A 15920-nucleotide genomic window follows, 5' to 3' on the forward strand; every position below is an offset into this window, starting at 1 on the left:
CCCCGCCCCCCCCCCCCCCCCATTCCCGCTCCCTTCCCCCCGCCCCCCCCCCCCCCCCCCGCCCCCCCCCCCCCCCCCCCGCCTCCAGGACACTGTCCCAGTACTGTTCGGCCAGATCGATCAGTTCGTCGTGGGCATCCATGCCGACCATCATGCCGGGCACGGCGGTCAGGCGGCAGCCTCCCAGGGCAACAGCACGATCTTGCCTCGGACGCGGCCGGATTCGCTGAGTTTGTGGGCCTCGGCGATGTCGGCCAGCGTCAGGACGCGCTCGACCTCGATGCGCAGTCGACCACTCTCCACCAGCTCGGCGAGTTCACGCAGCTGCGCCCCGGACGATTCGGCGTAGATGCGGTGGTAGCGCGGGTCGTGCTCGGCGTCGGAGCCCTGGGTGTCGATGTAGCGGCCGTCGGGGCGCAGCACGCGCAGGGAGCGGGTGCCGTAGTCGCCGCCGATCAGGTCCAGGACGACGTCGATATCGCGCACGGCCTCCGTGAAATCGACTGCGGTGTAATCGATCAGCTCGTCGGCGCCCAGCGCGCGCAGGAATTCGTGGTTGGCCGCGCGGGCGGTGCCGAGCACGGTGGCCCCGCGCGCCTTGGCGATCTGCACGGCCAGATGACCGACCCCGCCCGACGCCGCGTGGATCAGAATGCGCTGTCCGGCACGGAGTTCGGCGAGCGCCTGCCAGGCGGTGAGCCCCACCACCGGCAGGGCGGCGGCGCGCACATGGTCCATGCCCGCGGGCTTGGGGGCGAGTGAATCCGCAGGCACCGCAACGTATTCCGCATAGGCTCCGGATCGGCTCAGCAGCATGCCGAACACCTCGTCCCCGACCCCGAAGGCCGTGACGTCCGCGCCGAGTTCGGCGACGGTGCCCGAGACGTCGAGTCCGAGTGTGAACGGCGGCTCACCGAAATGCGGCAGCGCTCCCGACCGCAGCTTCCAATCCGCCGGGTTGACCGACGTGGCCGCCACCCGGACCAGCACCTCGCCCGGTTGTGGCGTCGGTCGCGGCATCTCCACGGTCTCCAGCACGTCGGGGCCACCGAATGTCTTCTGACTGATTGCTCGCATGAGACCGATTCTGGGTGCCCTAGTATCTGTTGGAAAGAAGGCACTATTTCGATACCGAGGTACCCGATGGATACCGCCTGCGACAACTGGGCCGCCGACCCCGACGATCTGGTCGGCAGCTACCTGCACCACTGCCCCGCCCGCGAGATCCTCGCGGTCCTGGCGGACAAATGGGTCCTGCTGGTGCTCGGGGTGCTGCGCGCGAGCGGCGGCCCCGTCCGGTTCAACGATCTGCGCCGCCGCCTCGACGGCATCACGCAGAAGATGCTCACCCAGACGCTGCGCACCTTGGAACGCGAGGGCCTGGTCCGGCGCTCGGTCTATCCGACCGTTCCGCCGCGCGTGGAGTATTCGCTGACCGAGCTGGGCGCCGACCTCGGCCGGGTCACCCACCTGCTGGGTACGTGGACCATCGAGCACAAGGACGAAATCATCTCCGCGCGAACGGAATTCGACGAGCGCCAGGCGGCTGCGCCGACTCCGGTGTAGCCCGGCCGCATCCGGCGCGCACCCACTCGTCACGGGCACGGATGGGCCGCAGGGCCAGCATGCGCAGGGTCAGCTCGGCCATGCGGCGGTGGCCCGCCAGCGCACGCCGGGATACCGCCACCGACCACACCGTCTCGGTGCCCTCGGGCGCCGGGAGACCCGCGAAACGGTCGGCTATCCAGTCGGCCATGACGGGAATGCCGAGGAATTGCAGCGGCAGATGCTTGCTGAGCCGATCGCGCAGGTAACGCACCCGCGCCCCGGCGGCGATATATCGCCGCACCAGGCCGTCCACGTCCGCGACGGCGATCACCTCGTCGTTGACGCCCTGCAGCACGAACAGCGGCATGGCCGGGGCGGTCGTGCCGGGGCGGATGTCGGCCAGGATCTCCTGCATTTCCGGCGTCGCGATCAGGGCCGTCAGGCCGCGGCTGGAGTGCCGGTCGACATTGCGCCGCGCCAGCGCGGCGAGCAGCGGAAGCGTCGCCGTCACTTCGGCTTTCGCCAGCATGGCCAGGTAGCGCGGACGCAGATGGCTGCGCAGGATCGCGTCGAGCTGCGGGTAGCCCCGGCGCAGCCCGGCCGTGAACACCATGGCGAACCCCGCGAACCAGGTGCCGTTGAGCCGCACGAAGGCCCGGCCCGGATCGCCCACCGGAGAGGCCGCGACGGCACCGACGATGGCGAGCTCGGGCGCGTACTCCGCGGCCAGCTCGGCGGCCCAGGCGGTGGCCAGCCCGCCACCCGAATATCCCCACAGCGCAACGGGTGTCGTCGCGTCCAGGCCCAGCGGGGTGAACTCGCACGCGGCGCGAACGGCGTCCAGCGCCCGGTAGCCCGGCTCCCGCGACACTCCGAAGTGCCCGCCGAGGCCACCGTGATCGGGCACCGACACCGCCCAGCCGCGTGCCAGCGCGGCGACGACCAACGGCAGCTCCAACTGCGGGATCGCCCCCAGCGCCCGTGCGCCCCGGCGCAGCGCGTAGGACGGAAAGCAGTGCGGCGCAACGGCATCGATCGCGCATTGGAACGACACCAGTGGGCGCGCGGGGTCGGGTACGGCGCCGTGCGCAAGCAGCACGGTGGTGACCGCCGCCTCCGCCCTGCCGACCCGATCCCGGGTGCGGTAGAGCAGCTGCCAGGCCGAAACACGCACCGGGACAAGGCCGAACACCGCGATCTCGACCACCCGGCTGCGCAGCACGGCACCCGCCGGCCGCCCCCGGGAAACCAGCGGGGGCCCGGATAAAGGGTGGGAGTGCGGGGGCGCGCCAGGCCCCCGGCGGGCGCCCGGCGTAACCGCGGCGGGGGGCGGTAGAAGGGGTCGAGGTCGGGGCGCAGCGGGCGTTCGGTCACAGTCCGCCCCCACCGCCGACGAACCACGGATTGAACGAACAGGTCAGGTTCGGATGTCCGGCCGGGTCCAGGGCGTGCAGCGCGATCGACAGCGCCCGCGGCGAATACATCATCGTGAGGTGGTCGGACAGATCCTGTTCGCAGCCGTCCTGCAGCGTGATGTTGTCCACGGTGGCGTCCGGGCCGGGCCGCAGGAAGGCCAGTTCCAGCGGATTCATCACCTGGTCGTAGCGCGACCCGACGATCGTGTAGGCGACGCCGGGCACGGTGTCACCGCCCGCGTTCAGCCTCGTGACGAATTCCGAGCCGATGGCCTGCTCGATATTGGCCGGACCGAGAATCGGGCGGTAGAAACCGAGGATCGGTATCCCCAGATTGGTGATGAGCCGACCCAGCGTCGCCATTCCCAGCATGGTCGTGCCGTGATGGGTGGCGCCGAAGGTGACCAACCGCCCGACCTTGTCGGAACCGCCCTCGAATTTCACGTACTGATTCGAGACCGTGCCGCCCTGCGAGTGCGCGACGATATCGACCCGATCGGCGTGCGTCGCCCCGCGCACCCGGTCGACGAACGCGGCGAGCTGGCGCGCGGAATCCTCCATCGGTCCGACGGCATTGCGGCCGGGCAGGACCGGCCCGAGGCCGCCGCCCTCCAGCAGTCCGGACAATCCGTAATTGACGGCGAATACGCAGAAACCCGCGCGGGCGAGCTTCGGCGCCATATAGGCGAAATTGTCGTAGGCATTCAGCCACGTGCCGTGCATCAGGACGACCGGGTTCGGATGCGCCGCACTCGGCACGCAGTCCCAGCGGTTCGCCCCCGGCGGCGCGGAATTCGGGTGCGAGAGCCCATAGGCGAACGCGGCCGTGTACGCCGACACCTCCGGCCCCTCGCCGATCGCCTCCGCGGCGCGGCTGACCATGCCACCGGATCCCGAGCCGCTGCCGGAGTCCACGATCGGCCGCAACGGCTGCCCGTCGGGAGCGGTCGGCAGCCCTGTCGCCATCTCGTCTGCCAGTTCGGCCGCGGTGGGTGCGGCGGGGGGCGCGGCCCCGGCGCCGTTCGTGGCCATCGTGACGGCGAGCGCGATCGTGGCGGCGAATATGCCGATACGCGCGGCGCTCCCGCGAATTGTCTGCCTCATTGCAACCTTCCGTATGGCATGATCCGACCGCATTCCCGCAGCGCTCCGCGAGTTGTGTTGCAGGCCATTTCCGATGCCGAATGTGATGTCGAACATGCCGACCGGATAGAAATCTAAGCTTTCTGTTACTCGATGTCACTGCACTTACCCGTGCAGATAACACGCGCGAATTTGTTGCCCGAAACAAAAACTCGTTCGCCGAAACCTGACGCTTGCCGCGAAACCTGTCCCCCATGACAATCGGCGTCATGCCGGTTGCCGTTCGCCCGTTACCCAGCTCCCCTCGCCTCGCCGCTCGCATGCTCGACCGGCTCCCCCAGGTGGCCCAGCGAATCCTCGCCTCCGGCCTGGGTTCGACGGCCACGGCCGCCGAGCTGCCCGAGGATCATTTCGTCGAGGTGTTACCGGCCATCTACGGCTGCGCCCACGCCTTTCTGCACGCGGCCGATCAGGGACGCGAGTTCACCCACGACGAGGCCGCCGAATTCGTGGCTCCGGTGGTGCGGCGGCACGCCGAGGATCGGCTGCCGCTGCGCCTGCTGGTGGAGGCGGTGCACGGTTCGGCCCGGCAGGTGCTGCGCGAGGCGGTGGCGATCAGCGATCCGGAAGAACTCGACGAACTTGTCGATTTCGGCGATCGGCTGCTCCAGTTGCTCATGCACATCACCGCGATCACGGTCGAGTCCTACGGCGACGTCGAGCAGTCGATCTACCATGCCGAACGCGAGGCCCGGCGCGCGCTGTGCGCCGCCCTGCTGCGCGGCCACCCCGCCGAGGAGCTCGCGGCCCGCGCGGATATCGCCCTCGCCGAACGCTATACGGTGCTGGCGATCCAACCGCGACCCGAGGAGCAACCGGCCGCCGCGGCCACCCTGCTCGCCCGGCGCCGCATCCGGCTGCTGCAGCACACCCTGGACCGGCTGGCGGGGGCCCCGGTGCTGCACACCTTCGACGGAATGCATGCGATCGCCCTGCTGCCCAGCGGGTCCGAGCTCGAGGAGCCCGAAATGTCGGGATTGGCAACCGAATTGGCCGACCAGTTCGGCACCGATGTCTTCCTGGCCGAAATCCCCGCGGCGGCACGCGAATCCGTGCCCGCCACCGCCCAGCAGGCCGCCGAACTGGCGGAACTGGCGCGGCTGCTCGGCCGTCCCGGCGGCGCCTACCGGCTCGACGATCTGCTGCTGGAGTACCAGCTCACCCGCCCGGGACCGGCCCGCGACCGGCTGGCCGAGCGGATCGCCCCGCTGCTGCGCAGCCCGCATCTGCTGGAGACGCTCGACGCGCACCTGCGGCACGGCTCGGACCGCAAGGCCGCCGCCGCCGAGATCCACGTGCACCCCAACACGTTCAGCTATCGGCTGCGGCGCATCGCCGAACTGACCGGCACCGATCCGGGCGATCCGAACGGCTCCCGGCTGCTGGCCGCCGCGCTCACCGTGCACCGGCTGCACCCGGTCCCCGACACGATCGGCGGATAGCCGAAAGTGCGCGGGCCACGGGAACTTTCGAGGCCGACAGTTGCGCCGACGGGGGTGCCGTCGCTAGGGTTGGCCGCCAAAAGGAACGGTGTAGTTCCTTGAATCCCCCAGCGCGGAGCCCTGTATGAGCGGACGCACACCTCACGATCTGCGAAATCTGTCCCGGCAACTCGTCGGCCATTTCGCAACCCACGTGGCGCCGTGCGCCACGCTGCCCGGTGATGCCCTGCACGGCGACATCACCACGGTCACCCGGGTCTGCCTGGAGCTGACCATCGACCTGCTCGAGGGCCGCGAACCCGACGACAAGGTCGAGCGGCTGCAGCGGGCGGCCGCGGACTGGGCCCGCGAGGGCATTCCGATCGACACCGTGCACCACGCGGTGCACGAGGGCTTCCGCCTGGCGTTCGATCTGCTGCTGACCCGCGCCGATCCCAGCGATCGGCCCGAGGATCCCGCTCAGCTACTGCTGCGCATCCTCGACACCATCACCCCTGCCGTCGCCCTCGCCTACGTCCGCGAGCATCAGGCCGCGGTCACCGAGCACCACACCGCGGTGCACACGCTGGTCTCCGCGCTGCTCGCGGGCCACCCCACCTCCACCATGGCGCGCGAGAGCGGCATCGAGATCGCCCCCGCGTACGCCGTTGTGGCCCTGCACATTCCGCGCCATCGCGATGAGGCGCATCCGAACGTGGACGCGAAAGTCGTTGCCCGCCGCAAGCTTCGGCGACTACAGGCCGAGCTGGCCACCCGGTGCACCGGCCGGGCGCTGTCGCTGCTGAGCGTCGACGGGGGCACGATCCTGATCCCGGAGGATCTGACCTCCGAGGACACCGTCACCGACGGACGCCTCGACGAACTGGTGCTGGGCCTGTCCGCCGCCGGTCAGGTCCGGGTCACCGCCACCGTGATACCCGCTGCGACGGAACAGGTTCCCGATGCCGCGGACCGGGCGCACGAACTGCTGGACATGGTGTTGCGGCTGGGCAGCATGCCCGGGCTGTACCGATTCGCCGATCTCGCGATGGAGTATCAGCTCACCCGCCCCGGCCCCGGGCTCGACCGGCTCGGCGCGCTGCTCGATCCGCTCGACACCTACCCCGATCTGCTGGACACGTTGCGCAGGCACCTGGCGACGGGGCTGTCGCGTCAGCGCACCGCCCGGCAGTTGCAGGTGCACACCAATACCGTCGACTACCGCCTCAAGCGCATCGGCCAGCTCACCGGACTGGACCCGGCCCAGCCCAGCGGGCTGTGGTATCTGCGGGCCGCCCTGATCGCCCGCACGTATCGAGATGCGGGCCCCGGCATCGGCGTTCGCTGATCAGCGCCGCGCACCGCACAGCGCCACGGCGGTGCGGGTGAACAGCGGCGCCAGTTCGGGCAGGGCCGCCGCGCCGCGCGCGTGCAGGCAGTCGCGGATCCGGTCGTCGATGCCGCCGAGCAGCATATCGACCAGCTGCGCATCGGGTTCGGCGACCAATTCCCCACGCCCGACGCCCAATCGGGCCACCTCGAGGATGTACTCGACGAACAGCCGATGCACCCGGGCGCGATGCGACACCAGCGGCCCGCCCGCGACCAGCGTCTCGATGTAGAGCGCCCGGGTGGCCTCCGGCTGGGCGGCCAGCACGGCCAGGTAGATCTCGAACAGGGTGCGCACCCGTTCGTGAAAGGTCACCGACCCGGAGGCCCGCACCGCCTCGCGCAGGCGTCGCAGTCCCATGTCGACGCCGAAATCGTAAGCGGCGGCGAAACATTCCTCCTTGCCCGCGAACATCGCGTAGAAGGTGCGCCGCGCCACCTGCGCCCGGGTGACGATATCGGCGACCGTCGTGGCGGTGTAACCGAGTTCGCCGACCGCCACCAGGGCCGCCCCGCACAGCCGCCGGTACTGCGAGGACTGCACCTCGGCCCGAGTCAGCCGATGGCGGCCCCGCGGTAACGGGCCCGTCAGGCCCTCGGTCTGCGCACTCATGCACACAGAATATTGAGCATGCGCCGGGTTCTCTCCACGGCCGCCGAACCGAACGGACCGTTCGTTCGCCGCGATCGCGCCGGTTCGGCACTGCAGAAATGTTTGCCAGAAGGTAGCCTTGCTCATCGGCAGGGCGGTCGTCCGTCTCGAGGGAAGCGAGCTACCGATGGCCACGATAGGGCAGTTGCGGGCGGCGCTGGCGATTCTGCACGCCGAGGTCGACGAGGTCGCCCACCAGGTCTGGAGCCGGGAGATGGCCGGTACCGACACCGCCGGGGTGGAACACGCCATGCTGGCCGGGCTGCTGTATCGGCTGGCCGGGGCGGACCTGCGAAGATCGCTGACCACCGCCCCGGATATCGCCGTCTTGGAGGATCGGGCGCGCGCCGCCGGGCCCAGTGCCGTCACGATGGACAACGAAGACCTCTGCGCGCAAGCGCATTTCGAGGCCTACTGGCTGACCGATCGCATCGCCGAACTGTACGGCGACGTCGAGCGCGTACCACCGCCCTTGGCCGCGGCGGCCCACACCGCCGAGGCCACCCGCGCCTTGCTGCACATTCACCGGGACCTGGCGCGCGGCACGCGGCTCGACGCCGGCTACGCCGGCTGGGAATCGGTCCTCGACCAACTCGACCGCGCCCGCGCCCTGGCCCGCGCCGCACACGCGGCCGCCGAGACCGCCCCGCAGCGCGGCGCCATTCCCCGGATCAGCGATCCCGGCCAAGAGCATGCCGGGAAATGAGGGGGCGGGCTCGGCGGAGCCGTTGCTACTTCACGCCGGTGCGTAGGACGGATTTCCTTGCGCCGTAGGTGAAATAGAGGACCAGGCCGATGGCCATCCAGACCAGGAAGCGCAGCCAGGTCTCCACCGACAGGTTCAGCATCAGCCACAGGCACGACAGGACCGCGAGGATCGGGATCAACGGCACCAGCGGCACCCGGAAACCGCGGGGCAGTTCCGGGCGGGTGCGGCGCAGGATGAGCACGCCGATCGACACCAGCACGAACGCGAACAGCGTGCCGATGTTGACCATCTCCTCCAGCGTGCCGAACTCCACGAATCCGGCCAGCAGCGCGCATACGATGCCGACGATGACCGTGATCCGCACCGGCGTGCCGTGCCGTCCGGTCTTCGCCAGCGAGCGCGGCAGCAGCCCGTCGCGCGACATCGCGAACAGCACCCGGGTCTGGCCCAGGAACATCACCATCACCACGGTGGTCAGCCCGGCCAGCGCGCCGATGGAGATGATGTTCTTCGCCCAGTCCACCCCGTGCAGCGCGAACGCGGTGGCGAGCGTCGCGTCCTTCCCCGCGAGGTCGGTGTAGGGCACCATGCCCGTCAGCACCAGCGACACCAGCACATACAGCACGGTGACGATGAGCAACGAACCGAAGATGCCGCGCGGCACATTGCGTTGCGGATTCTTGGTCTCCTCGGCGGTGGTCGCGACCACGTCGAACCCGATGAACGCGAAGAACACCAGGCTGGCGGCGGCCAGCAGCCCGTACCAGCCGAAGGTGCTGTTGCCCGCGCCGGTCAAGAACGAGAACAGCGACTGGTGCACACCGCTACCGGCGTCGCTCGGCTCCGACGGCGGGACGAACGGCTTCAGGTTGGATGCCTTGAAGTAGGTCATGCCGACGATCACCACCAGCGCGATCACCGCCAGCTTGATCGCGACCGCGACCGCCGACACCCGCGACGACACCTTGGTGCCGATCACCAGCAGCACGGTCAGCACCGCGATCAGCAGCACCGCGCCCCAGTCGAAGCTCACCGAGCCGAAGTGCGCGATCGGCGTGATCCCGCCCGGTATCTGGCCCAGGTACTGCGACCAGCCCTTGGCGACCACCGACGCGGCCAGCGCGAATTCCAGGATGAGATCCCAGCCGATGATCCAGGCGGCGAATTCCCCGAAGGTGGCGTAGGAAAAGGTGTACGCGCTGCCCGCCACCGGCACCGTCGATGCGAATTCCGCATAGCACAGTGCCGTGAGCCCGCAGGCGATCGCGGCGAAGACGAACGCCAGCGACACCGACGGTCCGGCCACGTTTCCGGCCGTTCTCGCCGTCAGGGTGAAGATGCCGGCGCCGACCACCACGGCGACGCCAAAAATTGTCAGATCCCAAGCCGTGAGATCCCGGCGCAGTCGTGCGCCCGGTTCATCCGTATCGCGGATGGACTGCTCGACACTTTTGGTGCGTAACAACCCACTCCACCGGCTCGCCGACGCAGAGTTTGTTACCTGCTGTTCTGGCTCCGGTATAGCCAAATCCTTCTCCTCTGTCCGCGGCGCCACGCCGGACACCGCGCTTGCAGACGTGCTGGCAAAATCTAACAGCACGGGGTGTGATCTGCGTCTCGGACCTCCTACATGAGACCAATATGATGCAACCTCCGTCTTCTCGCATGTCTGCAGCGTCGTTCATCCCGGCCAAAAGCACGCCGGGAATGTAGGCGAGCGCATGCCCGGGAATGTGAGGCGAGCGCACGCCGGGAATGCGAGGCGAGCGCACGCCCGGGATGTGGGGCGAGCGCATGCCCCGGATGCGAGACGAGCACACGCCCCGGATGCGAGACGAGCACACGCCCCGGATGCGAGACGAGCACACGCCCAGGATGCGAGACGAGCACACGCCCAGGATGCGAGACGAGCACACGCCCAGGATGCGAGACGAGCACACGCCCCGGATGCGAGACGAGCACACGCCCCGGATGCGAGACGAGCACACGCCCCGGATGCGAGGCGAGCGCGCCGGGATTCAGTATTACTCGGCGCACAGGTGCGATAGCAGCGCGAGGAAATCTTGGCCCGCGGTGGTGGTTGCCCAGCGGAGGTGGCCGAGAAGGTAGTCGCGGTAGGCGATTTCGGCGTTCTCGTGGTTGGGGCACGGCAGGACGGTCAGGAAGTAGTCGATCTCGGACAGTTCGTAGTCGACGTGGACCAGCGGGAACAGTGCGGGCAGGGCGCGGCGCTCGGCCGCCGTGAGCGGCCGCACCTCGCGGTAGGCGCGCAGGAACACGGCCAGCTGGTCGGCGTAGATGTGCGCGGGGCCGTCAGCGCGCAGCGAGAGCCAGTCGACGGCGAACCGTTCGATCGCGGTGGCCAGGTCGAAGACGGCGGTGGTGCGGTTGGCCAGACCGAAGTCGATGACCGCGCTGACCTCGTCGCCGGTCCAGAGCAGGTTGGTGCCGTGCCAGTCGTTGTGGGTCCACAGCGGTTCGAGGTCGGAAATGTCGACGCGGAACGGGTCGGCTCCGGCACGTGGTGAACTGCCGCCGTACGGTAGTTCGACTGCGCTGCACAATGTTTCGACATCGTCAGGCCATCCCTGCGCGCGAAGGAACTCTCCCACGGCTGGCCACTGGGCGGCACGCCGCTCGATCGTCGCCACGGGATCGGTGCACAGCCCGGCTTGCAGCGGGCGCGGTGCCCGCGCCGGGGCGTCGTAACCCTCGGCGGCCAGATGCAGCCGCGCCAGCATGCGGCCCGCGGCGGCGGCCTGGGTCACCGAGAGGTACGGCGACCAGGAGAAGGCGTTGCGGTACAGATCCGCACCGGCGCCCACCGCATGGATCTCGTAGCTGAATTCGCCGCGGGTGCGGGACCGCACGGCGGGAATCGGGATGCCACGCGACCGCAGGTGCGCCATGAACGCGTGCTCCTCGGCCAGCGCCGCCGCGTCACGCAGCGCGATCGGCATCCGTTTCACCACGACCCGCTCGCCGTCGGCCGACCGCACCCGGGGGGCCGACGACAACGGTCGCGGGCTGCGCCATTCGAGGGCCGCGGCAGCGTCGACGCCGGACAGCACCTCGTCGATCTCGGCGAGGGTCAGCGGCGGCCAGTCGGGTTCGGCCGTCGGGTCCGAGCCCATGCCGAAGACGCGGCCGTCGGTCACGCCGCCCGCCCGGCGACCCCGCGCTCGAGCAACACCAGCACACCGGTGGCCGCGCCCGCGACCAGGAACGAGTACAGCGAGGCCGACGACCACCAGCCGGGGTGCACGCCGAGCGCATCCTGCACACCGGCCCACAGCCGCGCCCACCACGACACCGAGCCCGGATTGAACAGCTGGTAGACCGCGAATCCGAGCAGCCACGGCAGCAGCATCAGGGGTCGCGCCGGTGCCCGCTGCGACAGGTCCCAGCCGAATCTCCCACGCCCCCAGCAGAAGTCGACCACCAGCACCGCGCACAACGGTACGAACACCGAGCCGATCAGCAGCAGGAAATTGGAGAAACCGGTGAAGTCGTGCACCCCCAGCGCCAGCACGGTCGCCAGCACCCCGACCCCGGCGGCCAGCACCCGGCGGTCCACGCGCGGCACCACATTCTGGAGGGACATCGCCGTGGAATACACGTTGGCGAAGGACTGATCGGATTCGCGCAGCACCAGCACCGCGAAGAACAGCCATCCGGCCGCGACCCCGAGGAAGGTGTCGAAGATCTTGTCCGGAGCGCCGCCGACCTGGATCAGTGCCACCACACCCAGCAGATAGCACCAGATCTGCGCGGCCGAATAGCCGAATATCGTGGCGCCGGACGCGGCGCGGGCCGAGTGCGCGTGGCGGGTGTAGTCGGCGGCCAGCGGCACGAACGAGACCGCGACCGCCAGCGCGGTGTCCACGCCGGGGAACAAGCCGCTCCACGAGGTATCGGGCACGGACGGCATGGGCTGGCGCAGCAGCTGGACCGTGAAGTACACCATCGAGATCGCCACGGCGACCGTCACGTATTTGCGCAGAATATGCAGCACGCGCAGCGGCCAGATCGCCATCGCCGTGGACAGGACACCGGCGGCGATGACGACGAGGCCGTGGCTCACGCGATCGTGGGTCAGCACCCGGACACCGGCGGAGATCACCGTCAGCTCGTAGACCGCCCAGCCGATGCACTGCACGATATTGGCCACCGTGGGCAGGTAGGACAGCCTCGTACCGAACAATCCGCGGAAGTTCGCCATCGCCGGTGCACCGGTCCGGGCCCCGACCGCACCGGCCGCCGCGACCATCGCCGTGCCGACGAGCGTGCCGAGCACCGTGGCCAGCAACGCGCCCGCGACCGGAAGCTGCGGATGGCCCTCGGGCTGCAGCACGTAGACGGCGCCGGTGAAACCGATGAGGCTGACCCCGAGATTCGCCCAGAACGCGGACTGATCCCAGAACGACAGGCTGCGGGGCGGCTCGGTGGTGAGATGCAGGGGCGCCTCGGCGGACCGCCGCTGCTCACGAAGGGACGTCATAGCGGATCTCATGCTACGGACCCGCACCGCAAACCTCCGGCGACGGCGCCGCGAGCGGCCCGCCGGGCCAAGTCGGACCCATCCGCGCTATGGAAGCGGGCGGGCCGGTAACCTCGGACCGGATGGTTAGTGTCTCCACCCCCCTTCCGCCGCAGTCCACGAGCCGCCGCCGTTTCGGCCGCGCCGTGTGGCTGGTTCCGGCACTGCTGATCGCGGCCGCCACGCTGTGGCAGCTACAGAGCACCTGGCCGCTGAAGCCGATCGGCGGGGAGTTCATCGACCTACAGGTGTACCGGCTCGGCGTGCAGGCGTGGTGGCACGGCGCCGATATGTACGGGACGCTGCCCAAGACGAGCCTCGGGGTCGGGCTGCCGTTCATCTATCCGCCTTTCGCGGCGCTCGCGCTGAGCCCGTTCGCGATGCTGCCCATGTCCGCGTCGGGGATCGCGTTCTTCCTCGTCTCCACCGCGGCCCTGACGGTGACGATCTACCTGGTCGCGCGGCAGATCTGGGACGGCAGCACCGAGCTGGTGCTGTGGGCCACCGCGTGCGCGGTGCCGGTGGGCATGCTGCTGGAGCCGGTGCATCAGACGCTGGGCTTCGGGCAGGTGAATCTGATCCTGATGGTGCTGGTGGCGGCGGACTGCCTCACCGCGCGGCCGAAGTGGAAGCGCGGCATGCTGATCGGCCTGGCCGCGGCCATCAAGCTGACCCCGGCGGCGTTCGTGCTCTACTTCCTGGTGCGCCGCGACTACCGGGCGGCCGCCACCGCGGCGATCACGGGCGCGGTGGCCTCGGCCGTGGCCTACGCGATCATGCCGGGCGAATCGACGCGGTACTGGTTCGGCGGCATGGGCAATGTGTCGGGCCTGAGCGGGTCGGCGTTCCACACCAACCAGTCGATCCAGGGTGTGCTCTCGCGGCTGCAGGTGCCCAAGCCGGAGTTCACCGTGCTGTGGCTGCTGCTGGCGCTGGCGTTGCTGGCGCTCGTCGTCACCGCCATGCGGCAGGCCGCCGACCATCCCGGGCTGGCGCTGGCGTTCAACGCCGTGTTCACCCTGCTGGTCTCGCCGATCTCCTGGTCGCACCACTGGGTGTGGATCGCGCCCGCACTGCTGGCCGCCGTCGGCGCCGCGACCCGCCTCCCCCGCCGCCAGGCCCTGATCTGGTACGCCGTCATCGCCGCCACCACGGTCGTGTTCGTCATCGGACCCCAGAACTGGATGCCCGGCGAGGACAACCGCGAATTCGGTTGGACCACTTGGCAACACATCATCGGCGACACCTATGTGTGGTTGAGCGTGGCACTGGTCGCGGTCTACGTGGCGACGGCGAAGAGTCGGCGCAGAGTTGGGGCAGCGACCGCTTCGCCCAGCGCCGTGTAGCGGTTCCGATCGAGCGCGCCATAGCCAACCGGCTACAAGGTGACAACAGCCCGCGCGGCTTGGGGTGAGGCTCAGCCTCCTTCCCGACGGTGATCACGCCGTAAATCTCGCGTAGCTCCCGCACCCGTCGGGCCGCCACATGCCCGACGAACGGCGCGTTCCTGGCCTGGGGCGTACTGGCGAAGGGGTTGTCGTAGACGAAGCCCAAGGGTGTGAGTTCGCGGGGTGCTCCGGCGTCCCCGCTCCCGGCCGCCGAACCCACAGATGCACGTTCTCGAGGCTCACGCTGTAGATGGTGAGTTGCGAACTCATCGGTTCTTCTCCGAGCCCGAAGCCGTCACCACCTGTCGAACTGATCCTCACGGAGGCGGTTCACGGCTCGGTCGATCCAGGATTCGAAGCAGGCGGTGAGGTCTTGGGTGGTGGTGGGGCGGACGGTGATGTGCTCGCGGGTTTGTTGTTGCAGGTAGCGGCCGTCACCGGTGATGTCGAACCAGCCCACGGCGAACAGCGGGCTCGGTCGGGAATGGAGGTAGCCGGTGTGCAGACCGGCGACGCCGGAGCCGTCGGAGGGACGGCCGGTGAGACGGTCGAAGCGTTCTCGCGGGCTGTTGCGGGTGCTGGCGTAACCGTCTGCGCGGGAACGAAGTTCGTCGATGTGGAAGGTGTCCGGCGGTTGGTTACCCGGCGGGGCCTTCGGCACGATGGCCGCCAGGCGGCCGGGCAGCTGTTCGGTGCGGAACAGGCGGCAGCGGATCGGGCCGTCGACGCCGCCGGCGGCGGTCTGGGTGAGCATTACCGCGTGATACGGCGTGCGCGCACCGAGCACTCGGTACTCACGCGGGGTGCCGTTGCCGAGAACCGTTGACTCACCGCCGATTTCGATGCGCAGCTCGGAGGTGGTCAGCGTGTGCAGGGCCAGGTTGATCTCCTCGAGTTCGTCGGCACTGTAGCGGGCGCGCACGGACGCGCGGTGCGCATCGACCTCACCGACAGTGGCCAACCGGCTGACATACCGCAGTGGATGCGGAAACCTATCGTTCGCGTCGCTGTACCACAGCACCGCGAAATCATCGGGCTCCCAACTCCATTCAGGCATTCCTGGCAATCCAATCATCAACAACGGACTCGTGCGGAGCAGCGAGGCGACAGCACGCGCGGAACCGTTGGCAAATCAACAACATTCGGGACAACGCAGTCGAATGTCGGCCCGCCGTTACCGGCCGTCGGCAGGGGGACGCCCCGGGTCGGAATAATCGCCACCGATGACACCACCGGGAATCGTCTTCGGCGCGGGGCCGAGCAGTTCCTCCGCATTCTCCATGTTGCGCAGCCATTCCGGGAGTTCGTGGGTCTTCTGATCGTCTTCGGACTGACCGCCACGCGCACCCCCCATGCCACCCATACCCGGCATGCCACCCAGGCCCGTGACGCCCGATCCCCGGCCCGCTGCCGCAGCGGCCGCACCGCCGGAGCCTGCGGGCACGCCTTGCACACTGCGACCGGCGCCGCCGGAGGAGCCCGATCCACCGCCGAGCCCACCGATACCGCCGGGACCCCGAACCCCAACTACGGGTGCGGGGCCGGACCCGCCGTAAACCAAGGAGGTGGTCGGGGTTCCGCCCGCGTTCTTCCCCCCGCCCGGCCGCGCGGGGATCCCGCGGCCGACGCCGAGCCCGAACCCGATGCCGGACAGCGGCTGCCCGCCCAGTTCGGTCATCTGGCCGTCGTAGCGGCCGCCGCCGCCGATGCCGGAC

Annotated in this window: 13 protein-coding genes and 1 pseudogene; 5 read left to right on the top strand and 9 right to left on the bottom strand. The window is 69.5% G+C overall.

The window, feature by feature from the left end:
• Window positions 1–168: 168 nt before the first annotated feature.
• Complete coding sequence (locus QH290_RS36470; RefSeq protein WP_280264740.1) at window positions 169–1077, bottom strand: NADP-dependent oxidoreductase; 909 nt, start codon at window positions 1075–1077, stop codon at window positions 169–171.
• Between the two features lie 66 nt (window positions 1078–1143).
• Here QH290_RS36470 and QH290_RS36475 point away from each other — a divergent pair, with 66 nt between their 5' ends.
• On the top strand, window positions 1144–1566 hold the full coding sequence (locus QH290_RS36475; RefSeq protein ID WP_280387943.1) for a winged helix-turn-helix transcriptional regulator: 423 nt from the start codon (window positions 1144–1146) through the stop codon (window positions 1564–1566).
• Here the strand turns inward: QH290_RS36475 and QH290_RS36480 are convergent.
• Together QH290_RS36480 and QH290_RS36485 are read right to left on the bottom strand one after the other, a co-directional pair.
• Window positions 1508–2770 (bottom strand): lipase family protein, encoded by a 1263-nt coding sequence (locus QH290_RS36480; protein WP_280387945.1) that lies wholly within the window; start codon window positions 2768–2770, stop codon window positions 1508–1510. The two genes, QH290_RS36475 and QH290_RS36480, sit on opposite strands and share 59 nt — an antisense overlap.
• A 148-nt stretch (window positions 2771–2918) precedes the next feature.
• Window positions 2919–4067 carry an esterase/lipase family protein gene (locus tag QH290_RS36485; RefSeq protein WP_280387947.1) on the bottom strand — a complete coding sequence of 383 codons (1149 nt, stop codon included), beginning with the start codon at window positions 4065–4067 and terminating at the stop codon, window positions 2919–2921.
• Between the two features lie 248 nt (window positions 4068–4315).
• Between QH290_RS36485 and QH290_RS36490 the strand changes: the two genes are divergently transcribed.
• Window positions 4316–5548 (top strand): PucR family transcriptional regulator, encoded by a 1233-nt coding sequence (locus QH290_RS36490; RefSeq protein ID WP_280387949.1) that lies wholly within the window; start codon window positions 4316–4318, stop codon window positions 5546–5548.
• A 124-nt stretch (window positions 5549–5672) separates the two neighbouring features.
• Window positions 5673–6875, top strand: coding sequence for a PucR family transcriptional regulator (locus QH290_RS36495; RefSeq protein ID WP_280264745.1), 1203 nt, complete (start codon window positions 5673–5675; stop codon window positions 6873–6875).
• On the opposite strand, the gene QH290_RS36500 is transcribed toward QH290_RS36495, so the two are convergent.
• A complete protein-coding gene (locus QH290_RS36500; protein WP_280264746.1) occupies window positions 6876–7529 on the bottom strand; it encodes a TetR/AcrR family transcriptional regulator in 654 nt (217 codons plus the stop codon).
• A 166-nt stretch (window positions 7530–7695) separates the two neighbouring features.
• Here QH290_RS36500 and QH290_RS36505 point away from each other — a divergent pair, with 166 nt between their 5' ends.
• Entirely contained in the window at window positions 7696–8274 is a 579-nt protein-coding gene (locus QH290_RS36505; RefSeq protein ID WP_280264747.1) for a hypothetical protein, read from the top strand.
• A gap of 25 nt (window positions 8275–8299) precedes the next feature.
• Here QH290_RS36505 and QH290_RS36510 read toward each other — a convergent pair whose 3' ends face one another.
• The 3 genes from QH290_RS36510 to QH290_RS36520 form a co-directional block, all read right to left on the bottom strand.
• The gene (locus tag QH290_RS36510) at window positions 8300–9799 is read right to left on the bottom strand and encodes an amino acid permease (RefSeq protein ID WP_425303697.1); all 1500 of its coding nucleotides are present in this window, start codon (window positions 9797–9799) and stop codon (window positions 8300–8302) included.
• A 502-nt stretch (window positions 9800–10301) separates the two neighbouring features.
• A complete protein-coding gene (locus QH290_RS36515; RefSeq protein WP_280387954.1) occupies window positions 10302–11435 on the bottom strand; it encodes a phosphotransferase enzyme family protein in 1134 nt (377 codons plus the stop codon).
• On the bottom strand, window positions 11432–12778 hold the full coding sequence (locus QH290_RS36520; protein ID WP_280387956.1) for a purine-cytosine permease family protein: 1347 nt from the start codon (window positions 12776–12778) through the stop codon (window positions 11432–11434). Before QH290_RS36520 ends, QH290_RS36515 begins: the two co-directional genes overlap by 4 nt.
• A 122-nt stretch (window positions 12779–12900) precedes the next feature.
• Here QH290_RS36520 and QH290_RS36525 point away from each other — a divergent pair, with 122 nt between their 5' ends.
• Window positions 12901–14163, top strand: a complete 1263-nt coding sequence (locus QH290_RS36525; RefSeq protein ID WP_280387957.1) for a glycosyltransferase 87 family protein — start codon at window positions 12901–12903, stop codon at window positions 14161–14163.
• Window positions 14164–14500: 337 nt separating this feature from the next.
• Here QH290_RS36525 and QH290_RS36530 read toward each other — a convergent pair whose 3' ends face one another.
• Both QH290_RS36530 and QH290_RS36535 read right to left on the bottom strand, forming a co-directional pair.
• Window positions 14501–15262 (bottom strand): ESX secretion-associated protein EspG, encoded by a 762-nt coding sequence (locus tag QH290_RS36530; RefSeq protein WP_280387959.1) that lies wholly within the window; start codon window positions 15260–15262, stop codon window positions 14501–14503.
• Window positions 15263–15379: 117 nt separating this feature from the next.
• Window positions 15380–15920, bottom strand: a pseudogene (locus tag QH290_RS36535) (hypothetical protein); the annotation flags it as partial.

This window comes from Nocardia wallacei, assembly GCF_029869545.1.
Lineage (GTDB): Bacteria > Actinomycetota > Actinomycetes > Mycobacteriales > Mycobacteriaceae > Nocardia > Nocardia wallacei_A.